This window comes from Methylobacterium sp. D54C, assembly GCF_053345595.1.
The window spans coordinates 72,473-91,943 of record NZ_JBKFAK010000021.1 but is presented as its reverse complement, the minus strand read 5'-3'; the positions used below and the strand labels follow the sequence as shown (position 1 = coordinate 91,943).

Here is a 19,471-nt window from a genome sequence, read left to right as displayed (position 1 = left end):
AACGCCGGACCGTCCCCTCCGGCTCAAGTCTACGGTCAAGTCGAGACACAAAACGATCCTCTCGTGCGGATCGTCAAATTGCCCGGTCAGATCGCCCCACAGAAGATGGGGTCGGAACATCGCTTACCACACGCCTTTGGTCGATGGGGTCCAGGGGAGAGCGAAGTCTCCTCCTGGTCGTGGTCCAGCGGCGAAGCGCTTGGTCTGGGTGGGTTTCGGGAGGGGCAGGAACGCCTCCTCCTGAACGGATGAAACGGCGGCGTTTCTGTGGTGCGATGAGGCTCGATGCCGATGGAGCGCCACTGCGTGGGGGATGCAACGGGGGCGCGCAGCGGCTCCCTTGCCAAGATTGCGGTGTATTACACCGCACATCTTGCACGTCGCGCTAAACCGCCCTCCTCGTCGGTTGGAACGTCGCTCTGCCAACTCCTGCCGCTGTTCATGACCCGCAGGATGATGAACCGCTCATGCTCAAGCCTGAAGGCGAACATCAAGCCTTATGGTGCCATTCTCCACTGCCAAGTCGAACCCGCTCTGATGCCGCTCGATCCCTTCGCGGTAACCATGCCAACCACGGGCGATGCCATTGGCACGATACAGTCATATAGGCTGTCAAGGTCGTCACTTGCTTTCGGGGCAACAATAATCGGGCAACGCTTTGGATTTCACCGGAACGTGCTGGAAGCCCTCTTTCGTTCGCTTGCAACGAATGCCAAGATCTAAAATCATCGTGTGTGTATAATGACGCTCGAAACAAAAGGATGGCAATGCTAACCCGTGGACATTTGATAGGCCAGATCGTCGACGATCTTGCTGGTATCGCAGCTCAGGCCAAACAGCGTGGGCGCTTGCATCTTTTCGATATACACACTCACGTTGAAGATTTTGCCAAAGAGGTGCTCAACAGGGCTCTTAACTTGGGGCTCTCAAATCTCAACGAAGAACATTCGAACAATCCTGGTTTAGATCTTGGTGATGCAAGTAGTGGATGGGCCTTTCAAGTCACGGCTGACAAATCCGGCTCTAAGGTTCGAGAGACGCTTGAAAAAATAGATGAAGATCAGCGCGGTAAGTATCCAAACATACGTATCCTCGTGATCGGCGAAAAACAGGGCAGCTACACTTTTACAGGCGAGCCATACGAAAGGTTCGGATTCACGTCTGAAATGGTGTGGGATTTCAATGACGTCTGCAGTCGCATCATGCCTCTTCCCATCGACACATTAATTGACCTAGCGGACTATATATCGCGCGAAACGCGGCGTGTTCGGATTGAACTGGAGATTCCCGACGAGGAGGGTCGTTTCCCGACCGGTATTGAAAGCCTCATTGAGGCGCTTCCAAAGCCGCAGCTCTCGGACGCAGCAAAGATGGAGGCTCATTTTCAAGCTAAGAACGAGTGGGACATGGATCGTGCGGACGCAGAGAAAGCAATCGCTGAGCTCAGCGGGGTGCTGCAGACGCTGCCGCGTCTTACGCGTGAGGTATTTAAATTTCTAATTGAGCGAAAGGACGATAAAACGACGGGTTCCTCCGATAACTTCCGCATTAGCGATCCGAAGCTCCGCAGAATCTACCATGGCGAAGATCTTGATGGTGATCTTGCTCTCCTGTCTGAGGCGGGATTAGTCAGCCTCAATGAGCCGAATAATCATGGCGAAGCTTATTATTGGTCCATACATTTTCCTGGATCTCGCGACATCTTCCATTTGCTATTCATCGAGTATGTCAGCGAACTAGGATATGATTTACGTAAGCCGCTAGTAATTCTAGATTTCTCCGATTTCTGAGCGCGCTCATTATCATAGGGCGGTCCGAATGATATCTAGGTCAGCAACCCAATGCCCGGGCGCCTACAGACAATTTCATCGTTGGCGATCATCGCGCGGCGGCCCGTTTCGGAGCCGTTCGCTTGCATCAAGCCACTTTTGCAAAGTCGGCGCTGGAATATCGGCATCTGTGATCTGCGTCTGTGACCATAGGATAGATTTCTCGTACACCGAGGTGCAGCGCCATTCGTTATTGTCGAGAAACCAATGTTGCGCTTCTGGTAACAGGTCGAATGAAGCCGAGTGGGTTGCGAAAGGATTGTGAAAAACTTCCATTTCTGCTGTCCATGGTTCGTAGCCATGAGGCCACAATCCTCGGTATTCATCGGTGTCAACATCTAAGCAAAATGGAATACCCTTAAACGCACCAGGCGCTCTATCGAAAAATTGGCCCATCCTAGTGTATCGATATCCTTTCGGCGCTCCACCGCCTGATATAGGAACGCGGTTCAGCTTCGCTAACGAGCAAGCATTAGAAAAAATGATTGCTGAGAGTTCAGCATGCCGATTATCCGTAAATAGCCCGGTTGGAAACTGGGTCGGACCAAGCAGTGTCTCTGCGGGTAGCGGAACCGCCTGCAGTTGGCCGTCAACCTCAGCTACAGTAGCACCCGCTCCCATTAAATAAGCGATTAGACCTTCACGGCTCCACATCATGGAGCCGGAAGCGTGGAAGTCCGCAATAGCGAGAATAAATACTTTCCCTGCGACATGAGGTAATTGATCGTAGCGACGCGCTAGCTTGTTGCCGATAGTCTTCGCGAACCGTAGCGCGGCTGCCCCAAAGAAAATTTCTTCTCGATCGCTAGGTATGTCCACTAACGGTGCATTCACATGATTGTATGGTACAGCCGGGTTGGCCGTCACCGCCTCGATCCAGGCTTCGTCGCCGAGATGGTTCTCGATCCGGAAGTCGGGTGACTCGAACGGCTGTTCGACAAGCAGTCCCTGCTCACGGAGCGAAGCAAGGAGCTGCGCTTCCCATAAGCGCGTATGGAAATTATTTGTCTGACAGTCACTAACCCAGTTCCGGTCTGGCTTGGGCAAGGCGAGATATAGCTGATTCAAAGCCCAGGCGGCAGGGCTGCGGGATGGCGTTGCAAGCAATCGAAAGACCTCACTCGGTTCCCGATTTCCGGTGTCGTATAGGGGTGGCCGCATCGAAGTGCCGGGTGGAAGCGGCTCTGGCGGTAGATTTTCTGCAAGATCGGGCTCCATTGCAGTTGCCGCGGCATCTATCGACGGAAACCCAGTCGCCCGGCGCGTTATAGTCCAGACCGCGTCCAAGCGACGCCGCATGACGATGATGTTGAATTCGCCTACTTTGGCTTGTCGGGTCACGATGCCGCAACTACGCCCGTCCTCGCCGCCCCACGCGGCAACAGGCGTCTCACCCCCGAAGTCATGGCCTCGCGGTAGCGACAGAGCGTAAAAATCGAATTCCCATTGTGGGATTTTGCGCATCAAATTTTCCGTCCCTAAGCTTGCTTGTCAGTAATAGCACATGAATAAAATGAATAACCAAAGCGGAAATTTATCTGCGAATTGTAGCTCGTTCATAAACTTGGGGAATCGGTCGTGCTCAAGAAAAATCCTCCGCTTACCAAGCAAGGTCTACAACGATCGTGATCAAACAACGCCTTGCAAGGTAGTGGATTTTGACCAGCTGTTGGTCTGGGGCCATAGATGGGGTCCGGACATGACGCAGCCAGCTGCAGCCCTACTCCACACCCCGCCTCGCCCTGGCAGGCCTCCCGCATTGTTCTGGTGCTGTACCAATTTTTGGTATAAGCTGGAAGCTAGAGGTAGGCCATGGCCAGAAACACATCGATCTCGCTCGGGGATCACTTCGCGCAGTTCATCGACCGTCAGGTAGAAGGCGGACGCTACGGCTCTGCCAGCGATGTGGTCCGTGCGGGCTTGCGCCTCCTCGAAGAACGCGAAGCCAAGCTTGAAGCGCTGCGATCCGCCCTGGCCGAAGGCGAAGCCAGCGGAGACTTCCAGGAGTTCGACAGCAACGCCTTCCTCGCCTCGATGCGCCAGTCTGCCGGGCAATAGTGCGCGTCCGCCTTTCCGCTGCCGCTCGCCGCGATCTTTCCGGCATATGGACCTACTCGGCCAAACGCTGGGACGAGGCTCAAGCTGACCGCTATGTGCGCCAGTTCGCCGATAGCTTTGACGGCCTCGCCCGCGGCGCTGTCAAAGGACGCAACGCCGACGACATCCGCACCGGCTATTTCAAGCTCGCGGTCGGCTCTCACGTCGTCTTCTACCGGATGGGCGCGGCTGGCGTGATCGAGGTCGTGCGCATCCTGCATCAGCGCATGGATATCGACCGGCACCTCTAAAGCACGCCGCGATAATCAGGCTCAATTTGGTCGCTGTCTGCAATCCGGTACACCGCTTCGAACGCGATCAGCCACTCAGCTTGCGCAGGCGGCGGCATCTCACTGTCTTTCACGGCCAGCTCCAACTCGCCTTTGAGGAGCGCCCATTCCCTAGGCCTCCAGCCCAGGACGGCTTCGGTCGAACCGTCGCGCAGGCAGGCATCGTCATCAAAGGCCAAAACCGCCAATCGCATGACCGCGTCGACATAGCGGGCGAATTGCTCGTTGATCAGCGGCAGGCCGAGGGCCCGCAAGATAGCGGCTGCTTGTTCGTCACGGGTCATGCCTCTTGCGGCCAAGACGGATGCCGGTAACCTCTGGCGGTGGTCGGTCCGTCCCACAGGAAGACGTTGTGCTTCTCACGCAGCAGCTGGGCCTTCATTTCGAACCGAGCCAGCTCCGCATCGAACTCTCCTCCCTGAGCAATCCGATCCAGCATTGCGGACCGCGCCGCGGACGCATCGATGCGGTAGCGTTCACGCGCCGAGAGTGGCTGATGCGCATACGCCGCAGGGATGACTGCAGCAGCGTGGAGGAACGTGCGGCGCTTCATGAATTAGCCTTTCGCTGCCCGTATCAGAGCCCCTCACCGCTTTGATCGAAGAGCGGCGTGCATCGAGCTTCGACAGTTTCAAGCCACCGGCTGAGATGGCCGGGCAGTTCGATGCCGAAAAGATGCCGATCTTGCAGGACGTCGAATAGGATGCGCTCGATCCGGGCCCAGGTGTGGTGTTCCACCTCAAACCATGGCCGCGCTTCCGGCGGTGTCAGGCCGCCCGCCTCGCCGATCAGCTCGACCAGCCGCATTGTGCCGCCAGGACCCAGCCGAAGGTTCAGGCTTTCAATGTAGTGACGGCGCGCGATCATCCAGACCGGCAGAGCGTCTCCGGGCTGCGCCCAGAACTCGGCATCGGTCATGGCTTTGCGCAGCGGGTCCGCAGATGACATGCGGAAAATCCAGTCGATCACCCAAGGCAGAATCTACGTCGTTTCCAACGGTGTGTGAATCCGCTTGGCTCAGATGGGACGGCCCGCCCGCTGTTCGAACGCATCCAGCGCTGGAAACAGCCAGGCAAGTTCGGATTTGGCGTCGCTTTTGCGGAGCACCTCCCGCGCCCGATTCATATTGATGCGTATGATTTCCATGACGAGCGGCCAAGAGTAGCCGAACGTTGGCATACGGTTTAGTGGACCGCCAGCGCGTATCGTCATCATGATCAGGTTATAAAGCTGCTGCGGCGTATGAAGCCCTTCGAACCGATAAATTGCTTCTGAAATATAAAGCGGCCGGTTTTTTGGCTTGATGCCGCGGCGATCTCCTACGGCTTTCTGAAGGAAGTGCTCAAATTCCTCCCAATCGAACAAAAGGCCATTTTCCTCTTCACCCTCGTTAATGAAGTCAATGAACTTCTCCTTTGGTATGAGCACATCGAAAAACGCGAGCCGCTGCCGGATGAGACCATAGAGGCGGTAGATGGTGACGTGGCTAAGGCCCGTGCGGGCTATGGCCTCGGCAGGGCTGCGAGCGAATGCATAGCAGCGGATCACCTCGCGGATTTTAGCGTCCGAAAGTTTTGATGAGGCGAGCAGCCGACTCTTTCGCGGTGGTTTTTTCGGGTGGCTTAATCGCTTGCTTTGCTTTGCCTTTTTCGGATCGCGAGGCATTTTTCGTTTCCAAATCGAGGCGTCACCGAGCTTGCCAGTCCGGGCGTTTACCCGCCAGCCTGCGCGATGTTGGCTCAAGCAACGGAAGACGCAATATAGGATTTTATTCTTGTTTTGTTCTCGTGGTTGGGATATAGTCAATCATCCCGACCCAACACCAAGAAGGAGGACGGCCATGAGAGTGGACGAGCGCGAACGCATTTCTAAATTGATGCGAGCTGAAAGCGACTTGCCGCTGGCATCGATGGCCGACTTCGACGAGGCGCAGTACCTTCCCTTTCTCGAAGGGCTTGACCTCTCACCGGCGCAGGCAAGCGAGCTGCTGCGCATCCTTTGGGACATGGCGCGGATGTGCATGGAGATGAATTTGCCCGCAGAAAGCTGGGGGCAGATTTCGTCTTCGATCTTCGCTTCCGCCGCTCGCGACTCGGGCGATGTAGAATAATTCAGCGTTTCACGGAGAACACAAAACCAGCACGAGGCCCTGCATGAAATCCAAACCGCAAAATTTCGACAATCAAAACGTGACCGCGGTCATCTATTGCCGGATTTCGAGCAAGAAACAGGAGCGCGAGGGCGACGGCCTGGCGTCGCAGGAAACGCGGCTGCGCGATTACTGCCTGCGGATGGGCTACAACGTCGAAACGGTGTTCCGGGACAAACTCACCGGCAGCGAAAGCCAGCGCCCTGGTCTGCGTGCGATGCTCGCTTTCATCGGCAAGAACAAGGGCACGCGCTATCGCGTGATTTTCGACCATCTCGATCGCTTCACACGCAATTTCTACGACCATGCCGATTTGCGCCGCGAGATCGCGAAGCTCGGCGCGATCCTGGAAACGCCAGCAGGCGTGCTCGATGAGCGCTCCTCGTCGCGCCTCATGGAGAACGTCACCGTCGCCTTTGCGGACTATCACAGGGTCAACAACCGCGAGCAGACGTTGAACCGGATGCAAGCGCGTATCTCGAACGGCTTTGCAGTGTTCGCTGCTCCGTCCGGCTACGTCTATGGCCGCGTGCCCGGCTTCAATGGCCGTATGCTCGTACGCATGGAGCCGCAGGCGTCCATCATCGCGGAAGCCTTCGAGCGCTACGCGTCCCGCCAGCTCGAAAGCCAAGCGGACGTGGTTCGCTTCCTCGAAGAGCACCCGCTCTACCCTAAGCCGAGGAACGGCAAACTTCCGCACCAGCGTGTCGGCGACATGCTCAGGAACCCGATCTATGCGGGCTACGTCGAAGCGCCGATCTGGGGCGTCACGCGGCGCAAGGGCCACCACGAGCCGCTAATCTCCTACGAGACGTTCCAGCGGACGCAGGACCGCCTCAACGGCCTGCGTACCACCTACCGGACCGATCTCAGCCAGGATTTCCCGCTGCGCGGCTTCGTGCTGTGCGACGACTGCGACGGACCGCTGACCGCCTGCTGGTCGATCAGCGGCAGCGCGCAGAAGAAGCGCCATCCCTACTATCAGTGCCCGAAGAAGGGCTGCGCCAGCTACGGCAAGGCGATTCGCCGCGACGTGATCGAGGGTGAGTTCGCGACCATTCTGAGAAGCGCCCAGCCGCAACCGCAGCTGTTCGATGTTGCAACCGCGATGATGAAGGACCTCTGGAACCGCAGGCAGGCAAACGTCGCCAGCCAGACGAAGGCGCTCAAGGCGGCGCTTGCGAAGGTCGAGGAGCAAATCGACCAGGCGGTCGAGCGGATCGTCGAAACGACCGTTCCGGCGGTCATGCGGGCGCTTGAGGAAAAGGTGCAGCGGCTCGAAAACGACAAGCTGCTCTTGCGCGAAAAAATCGAAAATTCGGCCACGCCGCCGGGCGATTTTGAGCGGCGGCTTAGAACCGGACTCGACTTCGTATCAAGCCCTTGGAAGCTTTGGGAAACTGGTCGGATCGAGGACCGCCGCGCGGTGCTCAAACTCACCTTTGCCCACAGCCTCCGTTACAAGCGAGGCGAGGGTTTTAGAACGCCCAGTATGACCTTGCCGTTCAAGGTCTTAGGCGACTTTTTCAGCGGTGAAATGGGAATGGCGCGCCCGAAAGGATTCGAACCTCTGACCCCCAGATTCGTAGTCTGGTGCTCTATCCAGCTGAGCTACGGGCGCCTGACACGGCGGCGGGCTCTCGGCCCGCCGGTGTGAAGGGGCTTCTAGAGGCTCAGATCCGGCTTGGCAAGACACTTCGGACAAGGACTTCGCGCTCCGCGCATCGTGCCCCGGATCCGGCTCTCTACGGGGCCCGGGCGCTCGCGCGGACGCGCTCCTCCGCGGCCCGGATCGCCTCCGGCGTACCGACATGCAGCCACTGGCCGTCGAGCCGCATCCCGAACAGCCGCCCCGCCGCGATCGCCCGGTCGAACAGCAGGTTGAGCGAGAAGGCGCCCTCCGGCGTGTCGGCGAAGAGGCCCGGCGTGAGGATCGCCACCCCCGCGTAGATGAACGGCGCCACCGCGCGCTCGCCGCGGCGCTTCAGGCGGCCGTCCGGATCCATCACGAAATCCCCGGCGCCCTCGTAGCCGAGGCTGGTGGCGGTCGGCGCCACCAGCAGCAGGCCGTCCATGCGGTCCCCGTCCCAGGTCTCGATCAGCCGGCGCAGGTTGGAGGCCGGCCCCTCGAGCCAGAACGAATCCGAGTTCAGCACCACGAACGGCGCGTCGCCCAGGAGCGGCAGCGCCTTGCGGATGCCGCCGCCCGTCTCCAGCAGCGCCGCGCGCTCGTCGGAGACGGTCGTGGCCGGTCCCGGGGCCGCCCCCTCGGCCCGGCGCGCGAGGTGCCCCTCGATCAGGTCGGCGAGGTAGTGGACGTTGACGACTGCGCTCCCGATCCCGGCCTCGGCGACCCGGTCGAGGGCGTGGTCGAGCAGGGCCTTGCCGGACACCTCCACCAGGGGTTTCGGCACGGTGGCGGTCACCGGCCGCATGCGCTTGCCCAGGCCCGCGGCCAGGACGAAGGCGCGGCTGACGGCGGGGCTGGGATCGCTCATGCGGTCGGGAATCCGGTGGTCAGGGGTCGGGCGCCGGGGCGACGAGGCCCGGCAGATGGTCCGCGTGCCAGGCCCGCAGCCCGGCGAGCGCCGGATGGGCGAGGTTGCGCGCGAGGTAGCCCTCGATCCGCGGCAGGTGGGCGAGGTAGCCGGGCTTGCCGTCGCGCCGGTCGAGCCGGGCGAAGATGCCGAGGATCTTGGTGGCCCGCTGGGCCGCCAGCAGCGCGTAGGCGGTGGCGAAGGCGCCGACGTCGAAGGTCGGGTCCCGGCCGCGGCGCTCGCGGGCGTAGAGGCCGAGGAGCCGCAGCTCGAACTCCGCGCTGGAATCGACCCGGGCATCCTGCAGCAGCGAGGCGACGTCGTAGGCCGGGTGGCCCATGACGGCGTCCTGGAAATCGATCAGCCCGACCCGCTCCAGCCCGTCGCGCTCGGGCAGCCAGATCAGGTTCGGGGAATGGTAGTCGCGCAGGGTCCAGGTCGGCCGGTCCGGGATCGCGCCCTGGAGCGCCCCCCGCCACAGGTCGACGAAGGCCGCCCGCGCCTCCGCCGACAGGCTGACGTTCCGGATCGCCGGGGCGTACCATTCGGGCATCAGCTCCGCCTCGAACAGCAGCGCCTCCATGTCGTAGGGCGGCAGCCTGTGCTCGATCCCCTCCGCCACGGGCAGGACCGGGGGCAGCGGGTTGGCGTGGAGCTTGGCCAGCACGCGCACGGCCTCGGCGTAGCGCTCGGGCCGCGGGGCGCCCCCCTCGATCACCGGCTCGCTGCCGAGATCCTCCAGGATGAGCAGGCCCTCGGTCAGGTCCTCGCCGTAGATCTTCGGAGCCGAGAAGCCGAGTGCCCGCAGGCCGCGGTCGAGGGCCACGAAGGCGTGGACGCTCTCGGCGAGGTGCACGATCGCGCTGTAGGGCTTGCCGTCCCGCACCGGCGGCCCGTCGGGTCGCGGCGGCGCGATCATCAGCACGGCGCTGGTGCCGTCGGGCTTGGTCAGGCGCTCGTAGGCGCGGGAGGAGGCGTCCCCCTGCATCAAGGTCCGCTCGGCGATGTCCCAGCCGCTGCGGTCGAGGAGGCGGCGCACCGCGCGGGCCCGGTCGAGGCGGGCGCGCATGCCGCCGGTGCCGTCGATCCGCGCGAGCCGCGCCTCGGGGCCGAACTCCGCCCGCAGGGACAGGTCCACGGTCAGCACCGGGCCGGCGCGGGGCGGCATCCGGTCGGGCCACTCCACCAGGGTGATCGCGCCCTCGGCCATCTCGTCGAAGCCGAGTTCCACCAATTCGTCGGGGTCGCGCAGCCGGTACAGGTCGGCGTGGACGATCGGCCGGCCGTCGCGGGCCGCGTAGGGCTGGATCAGCGTGAAGGTCGGGCTCGGCACCTCCAGGCGCGGGTCGCCGGCGAGCTCGCGGATGACCGCGCGGGCGAGCGTGGTCTTGCCGCCGCCCAGGCCGCCGGACAGAGCCACGACGTCCCCGGGCATCAGGAACTCGGAGAGGAACAGGCCGAGATCCTCGGTGGCCGTCTCCTCCGGCAGCACGAATTCCCAGGGCGCCGGATGCGCGGATGCCCCCGCAGCCCCTTCGGCCATCTGCCCGTCCCGCTCGTCTCCGCCCAAAGCCCGCCTCCGAGACCCGAAGACGCATGGTCCGAAAACACGCACCGGATGCAAGCGTTTCCGCCCGGAGCCGCGCGCTTCCCGCCCGCCCGGTGCATCGAAACCACGCTCGCGGGGGTGGCGAAAGACCGCGCCGGGGCCGGGAATCCGTCAGGCCCGGGCGTGGAACCCGTGCCGCCCCGGATCAGCCTCCCCGGAGAGCCCGACGCGCCACGCCTCGGCGTTCCAGGCCGCCGCCGCCGCGAGGGCGTCGGCCTCCGGCATCGGGCGGCCGAAATGGTAGCCCTGGCCCAGGGCGCAGCCCATCGCCGCGAGGGCCTCCGCCTCGGCGCGGCCCTCGATGCCCTCCGCGACCGCCGCCACCCCGATCTCCTCGGCGAGCCGCAGGATGGTCTGGACGATCCGGCGATCGCGCGGCTCCGCCAGCATCGCCCGGACGAAGGCCCGGTCCACCTTGAGCGTGGTGATCGGCAGGGTGCTGAGATGGCTGAGCGAGGAGTAGCCGGTGCCGAAATCGTCCACCGCGATGCCGAGGCCGGCAGCGCGGCAGCGCGCGAGGGCGGCCGCGGCCCCGGCCGGATCCTGCATCAGCGCGCTCTCGGTGACCTCGATCTTGAGGGCGCCGGGCGCGAGGCCGGTCCGGCGCAGCATCGCGTCGACGAGACCCGGTATGTCCGCGCGGGCGAGATCCTGGGCCGTGACGTTGAAGCTCACGAACAGGGAGGGCTCGACGGAGGCGGGCGCGCGCAGGCCGGCCTGCAGGATGCGGGGCACGATCCGGCCGATCGCGTCGATCACCCAGGCGGTGATCGCCAGGATCAGGCCGTTCGCCTCGGCGGCCGGAATGAAGGCGGCGGGGGGCACGAGCCCGCGCTCGGGATCGTGCCAGCGGATCAGGGCCTCGAAGCCGGCGAGGCGCCCGGTGGCGAGCCGCACGATCGGCTGCAGGAACAGCGCGAACTCGTCCCGGGCCAGGGCGCGCCGCAGGGCGCGCTCCTGCGCGAGCGACGCGACCGTCGCGTCGAAATCGGCGCGGGCGGCGGGCGACGGCGGCGCCTGAAGCCCCTCGGCGGAAGCCGGCCCGAGGCGCGGCAGGGTCTCGCGGAACCGGGCGATGAGCCCCTCGAGGCAGAGGCGCAGGATCGGATCGGCGCCGGCGAGCCGCTGGCGGATCTGCGCCGCGTCCACCGGGACGAGCACGCAATCCGCCTCGGCGCGCGCGCCGGCGGAGCGCGGGAGGGCGTCGAGGATGGCCATCTCGCCGAAGATCTCGCCGGGGCCGCGCCGGGCGAGCACGGCCTCAGCGCCGTCGCGCCGCCGGAAGATCGCGATGCGCCCGCTCAGGATCAGGTAGGCGCAGTGCCCGATCGCCCCCTCCTCGAACAGGACGGTGCCGGCCGGGAGAGTGACGGGATCGGAGAGGTCGTGCATCGGTCGGGGACGCTGCGCCTTCGCGGGGAAAGCCCGGCGCGAGCGTAGGCACAGCGGCCTTAAGATCGGATCAAGGGCCCGCCGGATCAGCCGCGCGGGATCCCGTGTGCCTTGATCCGCGAGGCCAGCGTCGTCGGCCGAAGGCCGAGGAGCGCGGCCGCGCCGCCCGGCCCGGAGATCCGGCCGCCCGCCAGCGCCAGGGCCGCGACGATCTCGGCGCGGTCGCGCGCCCGGCGCTCGGCCTCGGTGGCGGGCCGCCCGCCGGGCGGCGCGGCCGGGCTGGCCGCGTCCGCGGGTCCGGTCGCCTCACCGTCGGGCAGGTCGAGGCGGAGGCGCCCCCGGGCGGAGAGGATCACCGCCCGCTCGATCACGTTCTCCAGTTCCCGGACATTGCCGGGCCAGGAATAGCGGCAGAGGCGGCGGACATCGCCCTCCGTGAGGCGCGGCTCCGGGACGGTGAGGCGGCGCGCGGCGACCCGGAGCAGGTGCAGGGCGATCGGTGGGATGTCCTCGGGCCGCTCGCGCAGGGGCCGCGCCTGGATCGGGAAGACGTTGAGGCGGAAGTAGAGGTCCTCCCGGAAGCGGCCCGCCCGGATCTCGGCGCGCAGGTCCCGGTTGGTGGCCGCGACCACGCGCACGTCCACCGCCCGCGTGCGCGCCTCGCCGACCCGCTCGAACGAGCGCTCCTGCAGGACGCGCAGCAGCTTGCCCTGGAGGTCGAGGGGGATCTCGCCGACCTCGTCGAGGAACAGCGTGCCGCCGTCGGCGAGTTCGAACCGGCCGATCCGGTCGCGCAGCGCCCCCGTGAAGCTGCCCTTGGCGTGGCCGAAGAACTCGCTCTCGAACAGCTCGCGGGGGATCGCCGCGCAGTTGACGCGGATCATCGGGCGGGCACTGCGGCGGCTGCCCTCGTGGATCGCCCGGGCGATCAGCTCCTTGCCGGTGCCGGATTCGCCGGTGATCAGCACGGTGGCGTCGGTGGCGGCGACGCGGTCGACCTGCCGGAGCGTCGCCGCGATGGCGGGCGAGCGGCCGATGATGCCCTGGTGCTGGCGCTCGGCCCGGATCTCCTCTTTCAGGTAGGCGTTCTCCAGCTCCAGGCGCTCCCGGAGGGAATCGACCTCGGCGAGTGCGCTCGTCAGGCGGGCCTCGGCCTCACGGCGCTGGCTGATGTCGCGGAACACGATGACGGCGCCGAGCAGGCGCCCCCGGTCGCGGATCGGCGTCGAGGTGTACTCGACCGGGAAGGCGGTGCCGTCGGCGCGCCAGAAGACCTCGTGATCGACTTGGTGCACGGTCCCGTCCCGGAACGCCGCGTAGATCGGGCAGTCGCGGTGGGGGTAGTGGCTCCCGTCCGGGCGGGTGTGGTGCACGGCGGCGTGCATGTCCCGGCCGACGAGGTCGGCGGCCTCGCAGCCGAGCATGCGCGCGGCGGCCGGGTTGACGAAGGTGGTCACGCCCTCCGCGTTGACGCCGTAGATCCCCTCCCCGGCCGCGCGCAGGATCAGCTGGTTGCCCCGCTCGATGTCGCGGAAGATGCGCTCCACGCGCTGCCACTCCGAGAGGCCGGCGCGCATGTGGGCCTCGGCCTCGCCGTCGACCTGGCGGCGGTGGAGCGTGTCCGGGTCCGCCAGGGTGACGAGGAGGCGCATCGCGTCGCCCGGGAGCGGGAAGGCCACGGTCTCGACCCGCAGGTCGCGCCCGGCCGCGTCGCGCGGCGCAATGTGCGCGTCCACCAGTGCCCCCGGGCCAGCGCGGCCTCGGTGAAGACCGTGAGCGCCGGGAGCTGGCCCGGGAACAGGGCGCTCGCCCGTGCGCCGCGCAGCGCCGGGCGGCCGTAGCCGAGGAGGCGCGCCGCCGCCGGGTTGGCGTCCGCGACCCGGTCCTCCTCCGGCGCGAGGACCAGCATGGGATCCGGGCTCGCCTCGAAGACCGGCCCGAAGCTTCCGGCGGCACCGGACTCACGAGATATCGTCATTGGCTCACGATATCTCGTTTCCAACGAGATGTCGTCAGCGACATCCGGCGACCCAAACCTCTGGCAGATCGAGCGATTTCTCCGGCATCCCTTCTGGCACACCCTTTGCCGAGTGAGGCTGTCCGCCCGTCGGCCGGCACCGCTCCCGAAGGCGCGCCGCGACGACGCCCGGCGGATGTCCGCGTCCGGACGCGACCGTCCCCCCTCACCGGTCGCGGTCCGGACGCGCACCCGCACCGGGTGGGTGGGGCCGCGGAGCGCGCGGCCTCACCGGACCCATCGCAGATCGAGATCCGGGAGCCGACGATGAAGCGCGAAGACCTCACCGAGAAGCTTCTCGACATCAAGCGCGAGAAGGGGTGGAGCTGGAAGCACATCCACGCGGAGATCGGCGGCCTGTCGCCGTTCCTGATCACCGCGGCCTGCATGGGCCAGATGAAGCTCCCGAAGGCCCAGGCCAAGCGGGCGGCCGAGCTCTTCGGCCTCACCGCCGCCGAGGAGCGGATGCTCAACGAGCCGCCCTATCGCGGCTCGATCCCGTCCATGCCGCCCACCGACCCGCTGATCTACCGGTTCTACGAGCTGGTGATGGTCTACGGAACGACCTTCAAGGAGCTGATCCAGGAGGAGTTCGGCGACGGCATCATGTCGGCGATCGACTTCAACATGGACATGGCCCGGGAGGCCAACAACAAGGGCGACCGCGTGAAGCTCACCATGTCGGGCAAGTTCCTGCCGTACAAGTACTACGGCAACGACGACGACACGCCGGAATACGGCTTCAAGGAGGGGTGAGCGACCCGCGAGGGCATCCCCCCGATCGGGATCCGACGGTCAGGCATCCGGATCGGGCCAGCGACACCGGCCGCGGCGCGGGACGCGCCGCCGTCCCTCACGCCGCCGCCGGGCGGCCCTCCGGCTCCAGGTAATCCTGCACCGGCCGCGCCGGGCCGCCGCGCATCAGCACGTAGAGGAACGGCACCAGCAGCAACGTCGCGGGCGTCGCGAAGGCGATGCCGCCCATGACCGCGCGGGCGAGCGCGGCGTTCTGCTCGCCGCCCTCGCCGGTCCCGAGCGCCATCGGGATGAGCCCCAGGAACATCGCCGAGGCGGTCATCAGCACCGGCCGCAGCCGGGTCTCGCCCGCCGTGATCGCCGCCTCCAGGGCGCTGCACCCGGTCTCCTCCCGGTGCTCCTTGGCGAAGGTGACGAGCAGGATCGAGTTCGCCGAGGCGATGCCCACCGACATGATCGCCCCGAAGATCGACGGGATCGAGAACGGCGTGCCGGTCACGAACAGCGCGAAGGTGATGCCGCAGAAGGCCAACGGCAGGGCGGCGATCACCACGAACGGGTCGCCCCAGCTCTGGTAGTTCACCGCCATCAGCAGGTAGACGGCGATCAGCGCGATGCCGAGGCCGATCTCCAGGCGGAAGAAGGCCGAGCGCATGTTCTCGATCTGGCCGCGGACGACGATCTTGTCCGGCGCCTCGAGGTTCTTCTGCTCGTCCTCGACGATCCTGTCGATCTCGCGCGCGACCGAGCCGAGGTCCCGGTCCTGCACCGAGGCGAAGATGTCGAAGGTCGGCTGGATGTTGACGTGGCTGATCATGGTCTGCGTCGGCGTCCGGCGGATGTCCGCGAGGCTCGACAGCAGGGTCAGCACCCCGGGGCCGGAGCCGGAGGTCGCGGCGGCGCGCACGAACATCGGCGTGTTGCGCAGGTCGGTGAGCGAGCTGTTGCGGTACTCGGGCGTCTGCACCCAGAGCTGGTAGGGGATGCCGGTCTTCGGGTCCGGCCAGAAGTTCGGCGTGACCTGGTAGCTGCCGGACAGCGAGATGTTCATGTTCTGCGCCACCTGCTGCTCGGTCAGCCCGAGCTCGGAGGCGAGGCGCCGGTCGACGTCGACGTAGAATTGCGGCTCGTTGACGATCTGCTGCAGGTGGACGTCGACGAGGCCCTTCGTGTGCTTCAGCCGCTGCACGATGCGCTGGGCGACCTCCAGGTCCTTCTCCTTGTGCCGACCGGAGACCTGCACGTCGATCGGCGTGAGGACGCCGAAGTTCAGGATCTGGGTGATCATGTCGGCGGGCTGGAAGTAGACGACCATGTCGGGGAAGCGCTTCATCAGCACCGCGCGCAGCCGCTTTGTGTAGCCTGCCACCGAGCCGTGGCCCTCCTTGAGGCTGATGAGCATCTGCCCATCATTGTAGGAGACGAACGAGCCGTCCGAGAACGCGAAATTGTAGTTGTTCGACGGCAGGCCGATGTTCTGGAGGATCTGGTCGACCTCGGCCGGCGGGATGATCTCGCGGACCGTGTCCTCGACCTCGGCGAAGACCTGCCGGGCGGTCTCGATGCGCATGCCGGTGCGGGTGCGCAGATGCATGGTCATCTGGCTCGCCTCGATCTGCGGGAAGTAATCCTGCCCGACGAAGGTGAACAGCACGCCGGTCATGCCGAGCACGCCGCCGACGGCGCCCAGGGTGACGACGCGGTGGCGCAGCACCGCGTGGAGCAGCCCGACATAGCCCCGGTGGAACCGCGCGAAGCCGCGCTCGAACGCGCCGTGGATCCGGCCGGCGAGCCGCAGCGCGGGGGCGCCCACGAGGCCGACGGCCCGGGCGATCCGGCCCCGCCGGGGCGCCGCGTGCTGCGCCGGGTGCGCGTCCCGGTGCGCGTCCCGGTCTTTGGCGTGCTTCCGGCGGTATTCCGGCGCCACGATCACGTCGATCAGGAGGGGCACCAGGGTCCGCGACAGCAGGTAGGAGGTCAGCATCGCGAACACGACCGCGAGCGCCTGCGGGGTGAACAGGTATTTCGGCGTGTCGGTGAGCGCGAACACGGCCGTGAAGGCCGCGCAGATCGCGAGCGTCGAGATCAGCGCCGGCTTGGCGATGCCGGCGGCGCCGTGGACCACGCTCTCGCGGAACTCCTCGCCCTCCTCGAACAGCCGGTAGGTGTTCTCGATCGCCACCGTGGCGTCGTCCACCAGGATGCCGACCGCGAGCGCCAGCCCGCCCAGCGTCATCACGTTGATGGTCTCGCCGAGCGCCGCCAGCACGGCGAGCGAGGTCATGACGCAGAGCGGGATCGAGATCAGCACGATGATCGTCGAGCGCCAGGAGCCGAGGAACAGCAGGATGGCGAGGCCGGTCAGGGCCGCCGCGGTCAGCGCCTCGTGGAGCACCCCCTCGATGGCGTTCGAGACGTACACCGACTGGTCGAAGAGCGGCTTGATCGCCAGCCCCTCGGGCGCGGCAGCGCGGATCGTCGGCATCGCCGCCTTGACGTTGTTGACGACGTTCAGCGTCGAGGCGTTGCCGTTCTTGATGATCTGCATCAGCACCGCCTGCTGGCCGTCGGCGCTGACCACGTTGACCTGCGGCGGGCCGCCGTCGCGGACATAGGCGACGTCGCGCACCAGCACGGGCTGGCCGGCCACCACCTTGATCGGCGCGAGGTTCAGGGTCTCGATCGACGGCGGAGTGCCGTTGAGCTGGACCGGGTACTGCTGCTCGCCGATCTTGGCGAGGCCGGACGGCACGGTCAGGTTCTGGGCCGTCATGGCGTTGGTGACGTCGAGCGGCGTCAGGCCGAGCGCCTGGAGGGCGTTGAGGTCGAGGTCGACCATGATCTGCCGGGGGGCGCCGCCGAAGGGCGACGGCAGGGTCGAGCCCGGGACCTGCGCCAGGGTCTGGCGGATCCGGTACTGGGCGTAGTCGTAGACTTGGTTGAGGCTCTCCTTGGCCGAGGTCAGGGCGAGCTGGATCACCGGCACCGAGGAGGCGGAGTAGCGCACGATCACCGGCGGCTGCGTGCCGGGGGGCATCACGGCGCGGATCGAGTTGGTCGAGGACACCACCTGGGCGATGGCGAGATTGAGGCTGACGGTGGGCTCGAAGTAGATCCGCTGCACCGCCGTGCCCTGGAGCGTCGTCGACTCCATGCGGCGGATGTTGTTGACGTTGTTGGAGATGCCGTACTCGGCGTAGGTCGTGATGCGCTGTTCCATCTCCGGCGCCGAGAGGCCGGTATAGGTCCAGACCACCACGACGACCGGGATGTCGACGACCGGCAGCACGTCCTTCGGCGCGACGACGATCGCCCCGACGCCGCCGAGCATCATCAGGACCGCGAGCACGTAGGTCGTGATCCGGAACTTGAGCGCGTAGAGGACGAGGCCCATGCGGTCTCCGCCGTCCGGCCCCGGGCCGGCAACTCCGCGTTGTATACCGGCTCACCGGCTAAACCCGGACTGTTTCGCTATCACGTCCGGTCAGGCAAGGGACGGGCCGCGTCGCCGCAGGTTCGGGATGGCGGCGGCCTCGCGCCCGCGCCGGCGTCCGCGAAGACCCGGCACGGAGGGCCGGGCCGCGTCACCTCGGGATGCGGGTGCCGGACGGGGAGAGCGGTCCCGGCGCGCCGTCCCGGGGTCTGCCGGGCGACGGGCCGGCCGGATCAGCGCAGCAGGGCGGACTTGTCGACCTGCAGCGCCCCGGCGATCTCGTCGAGCGCCTTGTGCTCGACCTCGCTGATGCCGTCGATATCGGCCACGTCCGCGCCGATCAGGAACACGTCCTGGCGCTGCTCGATCGGCCGATCCGCGATGGCGCCGACATGGCGCAGGTTCTCCAGCCGCCCGGCCCGGGTCTTGGCCCGGGTGATCGCCTCGTAGAGCTCCTGCTCGACGCGCAGCGTGTCGTAGGATTTCTCGAGGATCGGGTTGGCGCGGATGCCGGTGATCGCCGACTCGATCTCCTCCTCGCCCACGTCGCCATCGGCCACGATGACGTTGGCGGCGGACGAGACCGCGGCCTGCAGGAAGACCGCGTCGCCCGCGTACGACATGATCGTGCGGCCGAACCGAAGGATGGCGTCCTGGAAAATGCTCATGCCGACCTCCCGTCGGGCCTGAGATGGCGGATATTGTGGCGGCGGAGTCAAGATGCGGCCGAGCTTAAGCCCGGGATCGCGGAGGACTAGTCCTGGCGCGGCGGGATCAGGTGGCGGGCTCGTGGCCCGGCCAGTCCCGTCCGAGATGGGCGGCCACGCGGGCCGGATCGTCGCCGACCGCCGCCACGGCGGCCTCGACCTGCTCCACCGGGACCATGAACCGGCGCGCCCAGTAGGCCCGCTCCCAGGCATGGGCGGTGTTGACGGCCCGGGGCTCGATCGGGTCCTGCACGCTCTGGTCGGTCATCGGCCTTCCGCATCTGGCGAGGGCCGGGCGGCCCTCCGGCGTGGAGAACGCCGGCCGGGCCCGATCGGGTCCGCGCAGCGAGCGGGGCCCGGTCCGCGGCGAGGACACGCCGCCGTCATCGCGCGCGCAGCGAAGCAAGGACGACCAAGCTCACCGGCCGCCTGTCAGCAGCAGCGGAAGCCCGCGGTGTTGCCGACCCCGAAGCGGGCGTTCTCCCGGTTGCGGAAGAACTCCACCTCGGTCATCGGCGCCTGGTCGGGATGGGTGCGGCGGACATGCTCGGCATAGGCCGCGTAGTCCCCCTGCCCGACCATCAGGCGGGCGCCGTCGCAGACGCATTTGGACAGCGTCCGGATCCGGTCCCGCAGGTTCGACGACGGCAGCATG

19 protein-coding genes, 1 tRNA gene and 2 pseudogenes are annotated in these 19,471 nt (G+C 66.0%); 7 read left to right on the top strand and 15 right to left on the bottom strand.

Annotated elements, in window-relative coordinates:
* Positions 1–285 precede the first annotated feature (285 nt).
* Both ACLBYB_RS26495 and ACLBYB_RS26490 read left to right on the top strand, forming a co-directional pair.
* Positions 286–723, top strand: coding sequence for a hypothetical protein (locus ACLBYB_RS26495; protein ID WP_447700571.1), 438 nt, complete (start codon positions 286–288; stop codon positions 721–723).
* 38 nt (positions 724–761) lie between these two features.
* Positions 762–1,790 carry an SMEK domain-containing protein gene (locus ACLBYB_RS26490; protein WP_447700570.1) on the top strand — a complete coding sequence of 343 codons (1,029 nt, stop codon included), beginning with the start codon at positions 762–764 and terminating at the stop codon, positions 1,788–1,790.
* A 75-nt stretch (positions 1,791–1,865) separates the two neighbouring features.
* On the opposite strand, the gene ACLBYB_RS26485 is transcribed toward ACLBYB_RS26490, so the two are convergent.
* A complete protein-coding gene (locus ACLBYB_RS26485) occupies positions 1,866–3,293 on the bottom strand; it encodes a hypothetical protein (protein WP_447700569.1) in 1,428 nt (475 codons plus the stop codon).
* A gap of 348 nt (positions 3,294–3,641) precedes the next feature.
* Here ACLBYB_RS26485 and ACLBYB_RS26480 point away from each other — a divergent pair, with 348 nt between their 5' ends.
* Both ACLBYB_RS26480 and ACLBYB_RS26475 read left to right on the top strand, forming a co-directional pair.
* Entirely contained in the window at positions 3,642–3,887 is a 246-nt protein-coding gene (locus ACLBYB_RS26480) for a type II toxin-antitoxin system ParD family antitoxin (protein ID WP_447700568.1), read from the top strand.
* Positions 3,887–4,177 carry a type II toxin-antitoxin system RelE/ParE family toxin gene (locus ACLBYB_RS26475; protein ID WP_447700567.1) on the top strand — a complete coding sequence of 97 codons (291 nt, stop codon included), beginning with the start codon at positions 3,887–3,889 and terminating at the stop codon, positions 4,175–4,177. Before ACLBYB_RS26480 ends, ACLBYB_RS26475 begins: the two co-directional genes overlap by 1 nt.
* Here ACLBYB_RS26475 and ACLBYB_RS26470 read toward each other — a convergent pair.
* From ACLBYB_RS26470 to ACLBYB_RS26455, 4 genes are read right to left on the bottom strand one after another with little or no spacing between them, the layout of a single operon-like run.
* Positions 4,174–4,500, bottom strand: a complete 327-nt coding sequence (locus tag ACLBYB_RS26470; protein WP_447700566.1) for a hypothetical protein — start codon at positions 4,498–4,500, stop codon at positions 4,174–4,176. The two genes, ACLBYB_RS26475 and ACLBYB_RS26470, sit on opposite strands and share 4 nt — an antisense overlap.
* A complete protein-coding gene (locus ACLBYB_RS26465) occupies positions 4,497–4,769 on the bottom strand; it encodes a hypothetical protein (RefSeq protein WP_447700565.1) in 273 nt (90 codons plus the stop codon). The genes ACLBYB_RS26470 and ACLBYB_RS26465 overlap by 4 nt, the downstream gene beginning before the upstream one ends.
* Positions 4,770–4,792: 23 nt before the next feature.
* A complete protein-coding gene (locus ACLBYB_RS26460; protein WP_447700564.1) occupies positions 4,793–5,185 on the bottom strand; it encodes a hypothetical protein in 393 nt (130 codons plus the stop codon).
* A gap of 48 nt (positions 5,186–5,233) precedes the next feature.
* The gene (locus ACLBYB_RS26455) at positions 5,234–5,881 is read right to left on the bottom strand and encodes a hypothetical protein (protein ID WP_447700563.1); all 648 of its coding nucleotides are present in this window, start codon (positions 5,879–5,881) and stop codon (positions 5,234–5,236) included.
* Positions 5,882–6,056: 175 nt separating this feature from the next.
* On the opposite strand from ACLBYB_RS26455, the gene ACLBYB_RS26450 reads away from it, so the two are divergent.
* The gene (locus ACLBYB_RS26450) at positions 6,057–6,326 is read left to right on the top strand and encodes a hypothetical protein (protein ID WP_447700562.1); all 270 of its coding nucleotides are present in this window, start codon (positions 6,057–6,059) and stop codon (positions 6,324–6,326) included.
* A gap of 43 nt (positions 6,327–6,369) precedes the next feature.
* A pseudogene (locus tag ACLBYB_RS26445) lies at positions 6,370–7,359 on the top strand (recombinase family protein); the annotation flags it as partial.
* A 14-nt stretch (positions 7,360–7,373) separates the two neighbouring features.
* Here the strand turns inward: ACLBYB_RS26445 and ACLBYB_RS26440 are convergent.
* The 6 genes and pseudogenes from ACLBYB_RS26440 to ACLBYB_RS26415 all read right to left on the bottom strand — a co-directional run bounded on the left by ACLBYB_RS26440 (position 7,374) and on the right by ACLBYB_RS26415 (position 13,812).
* Entirely contained in the window at positions 7,374–7,805 is a 432-nt protein-coding gene (locus ACLBYB_RS26440) for a hypothetical protein (protein ID WP_447700561.1), read from the bottom strand.
* 104 nt (positions 7,806–7,909) lie between these two features.
* Positions 7,910–7,986 (bottom strand) — tRNA-Arg (locus ACLBYB_RS26435).
* A gap of 124 nt (positions 7,987–8,110) precedes the next feature.
* Positions 8,111–8,863 (bottom strand): nucleotidyltransferase family protein, encoded by a 753-nt coding sequence (locus ACLBYB_RS26430; protein ID WP_447700560.1) that lies wholly within the window; start codon positions 8,861–8,863, stop codon positions 8,111–8,113.
* A gap of 19 nt (positions 8,864–8,882) precedes the next feature.
* Positions 8,883–10,445: a tRNA (adenosine(37)-N6)-threonylcarbamoyltransferase complex ATPase subunit type 1 TsaE gene (gene tsaE / locus ACLBYB_RS26425; protein WP_427508558.1), complete on the bottom strand. Its 1,563-nt coding sequence runs from the start codon at positions 10,443–10,445 to the stop codon at positions 8,883–8,885.
* Positions 10,446–10,622: 177 nt separating this feature from the next.
* The gene (locus ACLBYB_RS26420) at positions 10,623–11,903 is read right to left on the bottom strand and encodes an EAL domain-containing protein (protein ID WP_447700559.1); all 1,281 of its coding nucleotides are present in this window, start codon (positions 11,901–11,903) and stop codon (positions 10,623–10,625) included.
* A gap of 86 nt (positions 11,904–11,989) precedes the next feature.
* Positions 11,990–13,812: pseudogene (locus tag ACLBYB_RS26415) on the bottom strand (sigma 54-interacting transcriptional regulator).
* A 375-nt stretch (positions 13,813–14,187) separates the two neighbouring features.
* Between ACLBYB_RS26415 and cynS the strand changes: the two are divergent.
* On the top strand, positions 14,188–14,676 hold the full coding sequence (cynS, locus tag ACLBYB_RS26410) for a cyanase (RefSeq protein ID WP_029358676.1): 489 nt from the start codon (positions 14,188–14,190) through the stop codon (positions 14,674–14,676).
* A gap of 97 nt (positions 14,677–14,773) precedes the next feature.
* Here cynS and ACLBYB_RS26405 read toward each other — a convergent pair whose 3' ends face one another.
* The 4 genes from ACLBYB_RS26405 to ACLBYB_RS26390 form a co-directional block, all read right to left on the bottom strand.
* A complete protein-coding gene (locus tag ACLBYB_RS26405) occupies positions 14,774–18,070 on the bottom strand; it encodes an efflux RND transporter permease subunit (protein WP_447700558.1) in 3,297 nt (1,098 codons plus the stop codon).
* A 272-nt stretch (positions 18,071–18,342) separates the two neighbouring features.
* Complete coding sequence (locus ACLBYB_RS26400) at positions 18,343–18,777, bottom strand: tellurite resistance TerB family protein (RefSeq protein ID WP_020091280.1); 435 nt, start codon at positions 18,775–18,777, stop codon at positions 18,343–18,345.
* A gap of 106 nt (positions 18,778–18,883) precedes the next feature.
* Positions 18,884–19,084 carry a DUF3606 domain-containing protein gene (locus tag ACLBYB_RS26395; protein ID WP_091675589.1) on the bottom strand — a complete coding sequence of 67 codons (201 nt, stop codon included), beginning with the start codon at positions 19,082–19,084 and terminating at the stop codon, positions 18,884–18,886.
* Positions 19,085–19,248: 164 nt separating this feature from the next.
* Positions 19,249–19,470, bottom strand: coding sequence for a YbdD/YjiX family protein (locus ACLBYB_RS26390; RefSeq protein WP_273561037.1), 222 nt, complete (start codon positions 19,468–19,470; stop codon positions 19,249–19,251).
* Position 19,471: the final 1 nt, after the last annotated feature.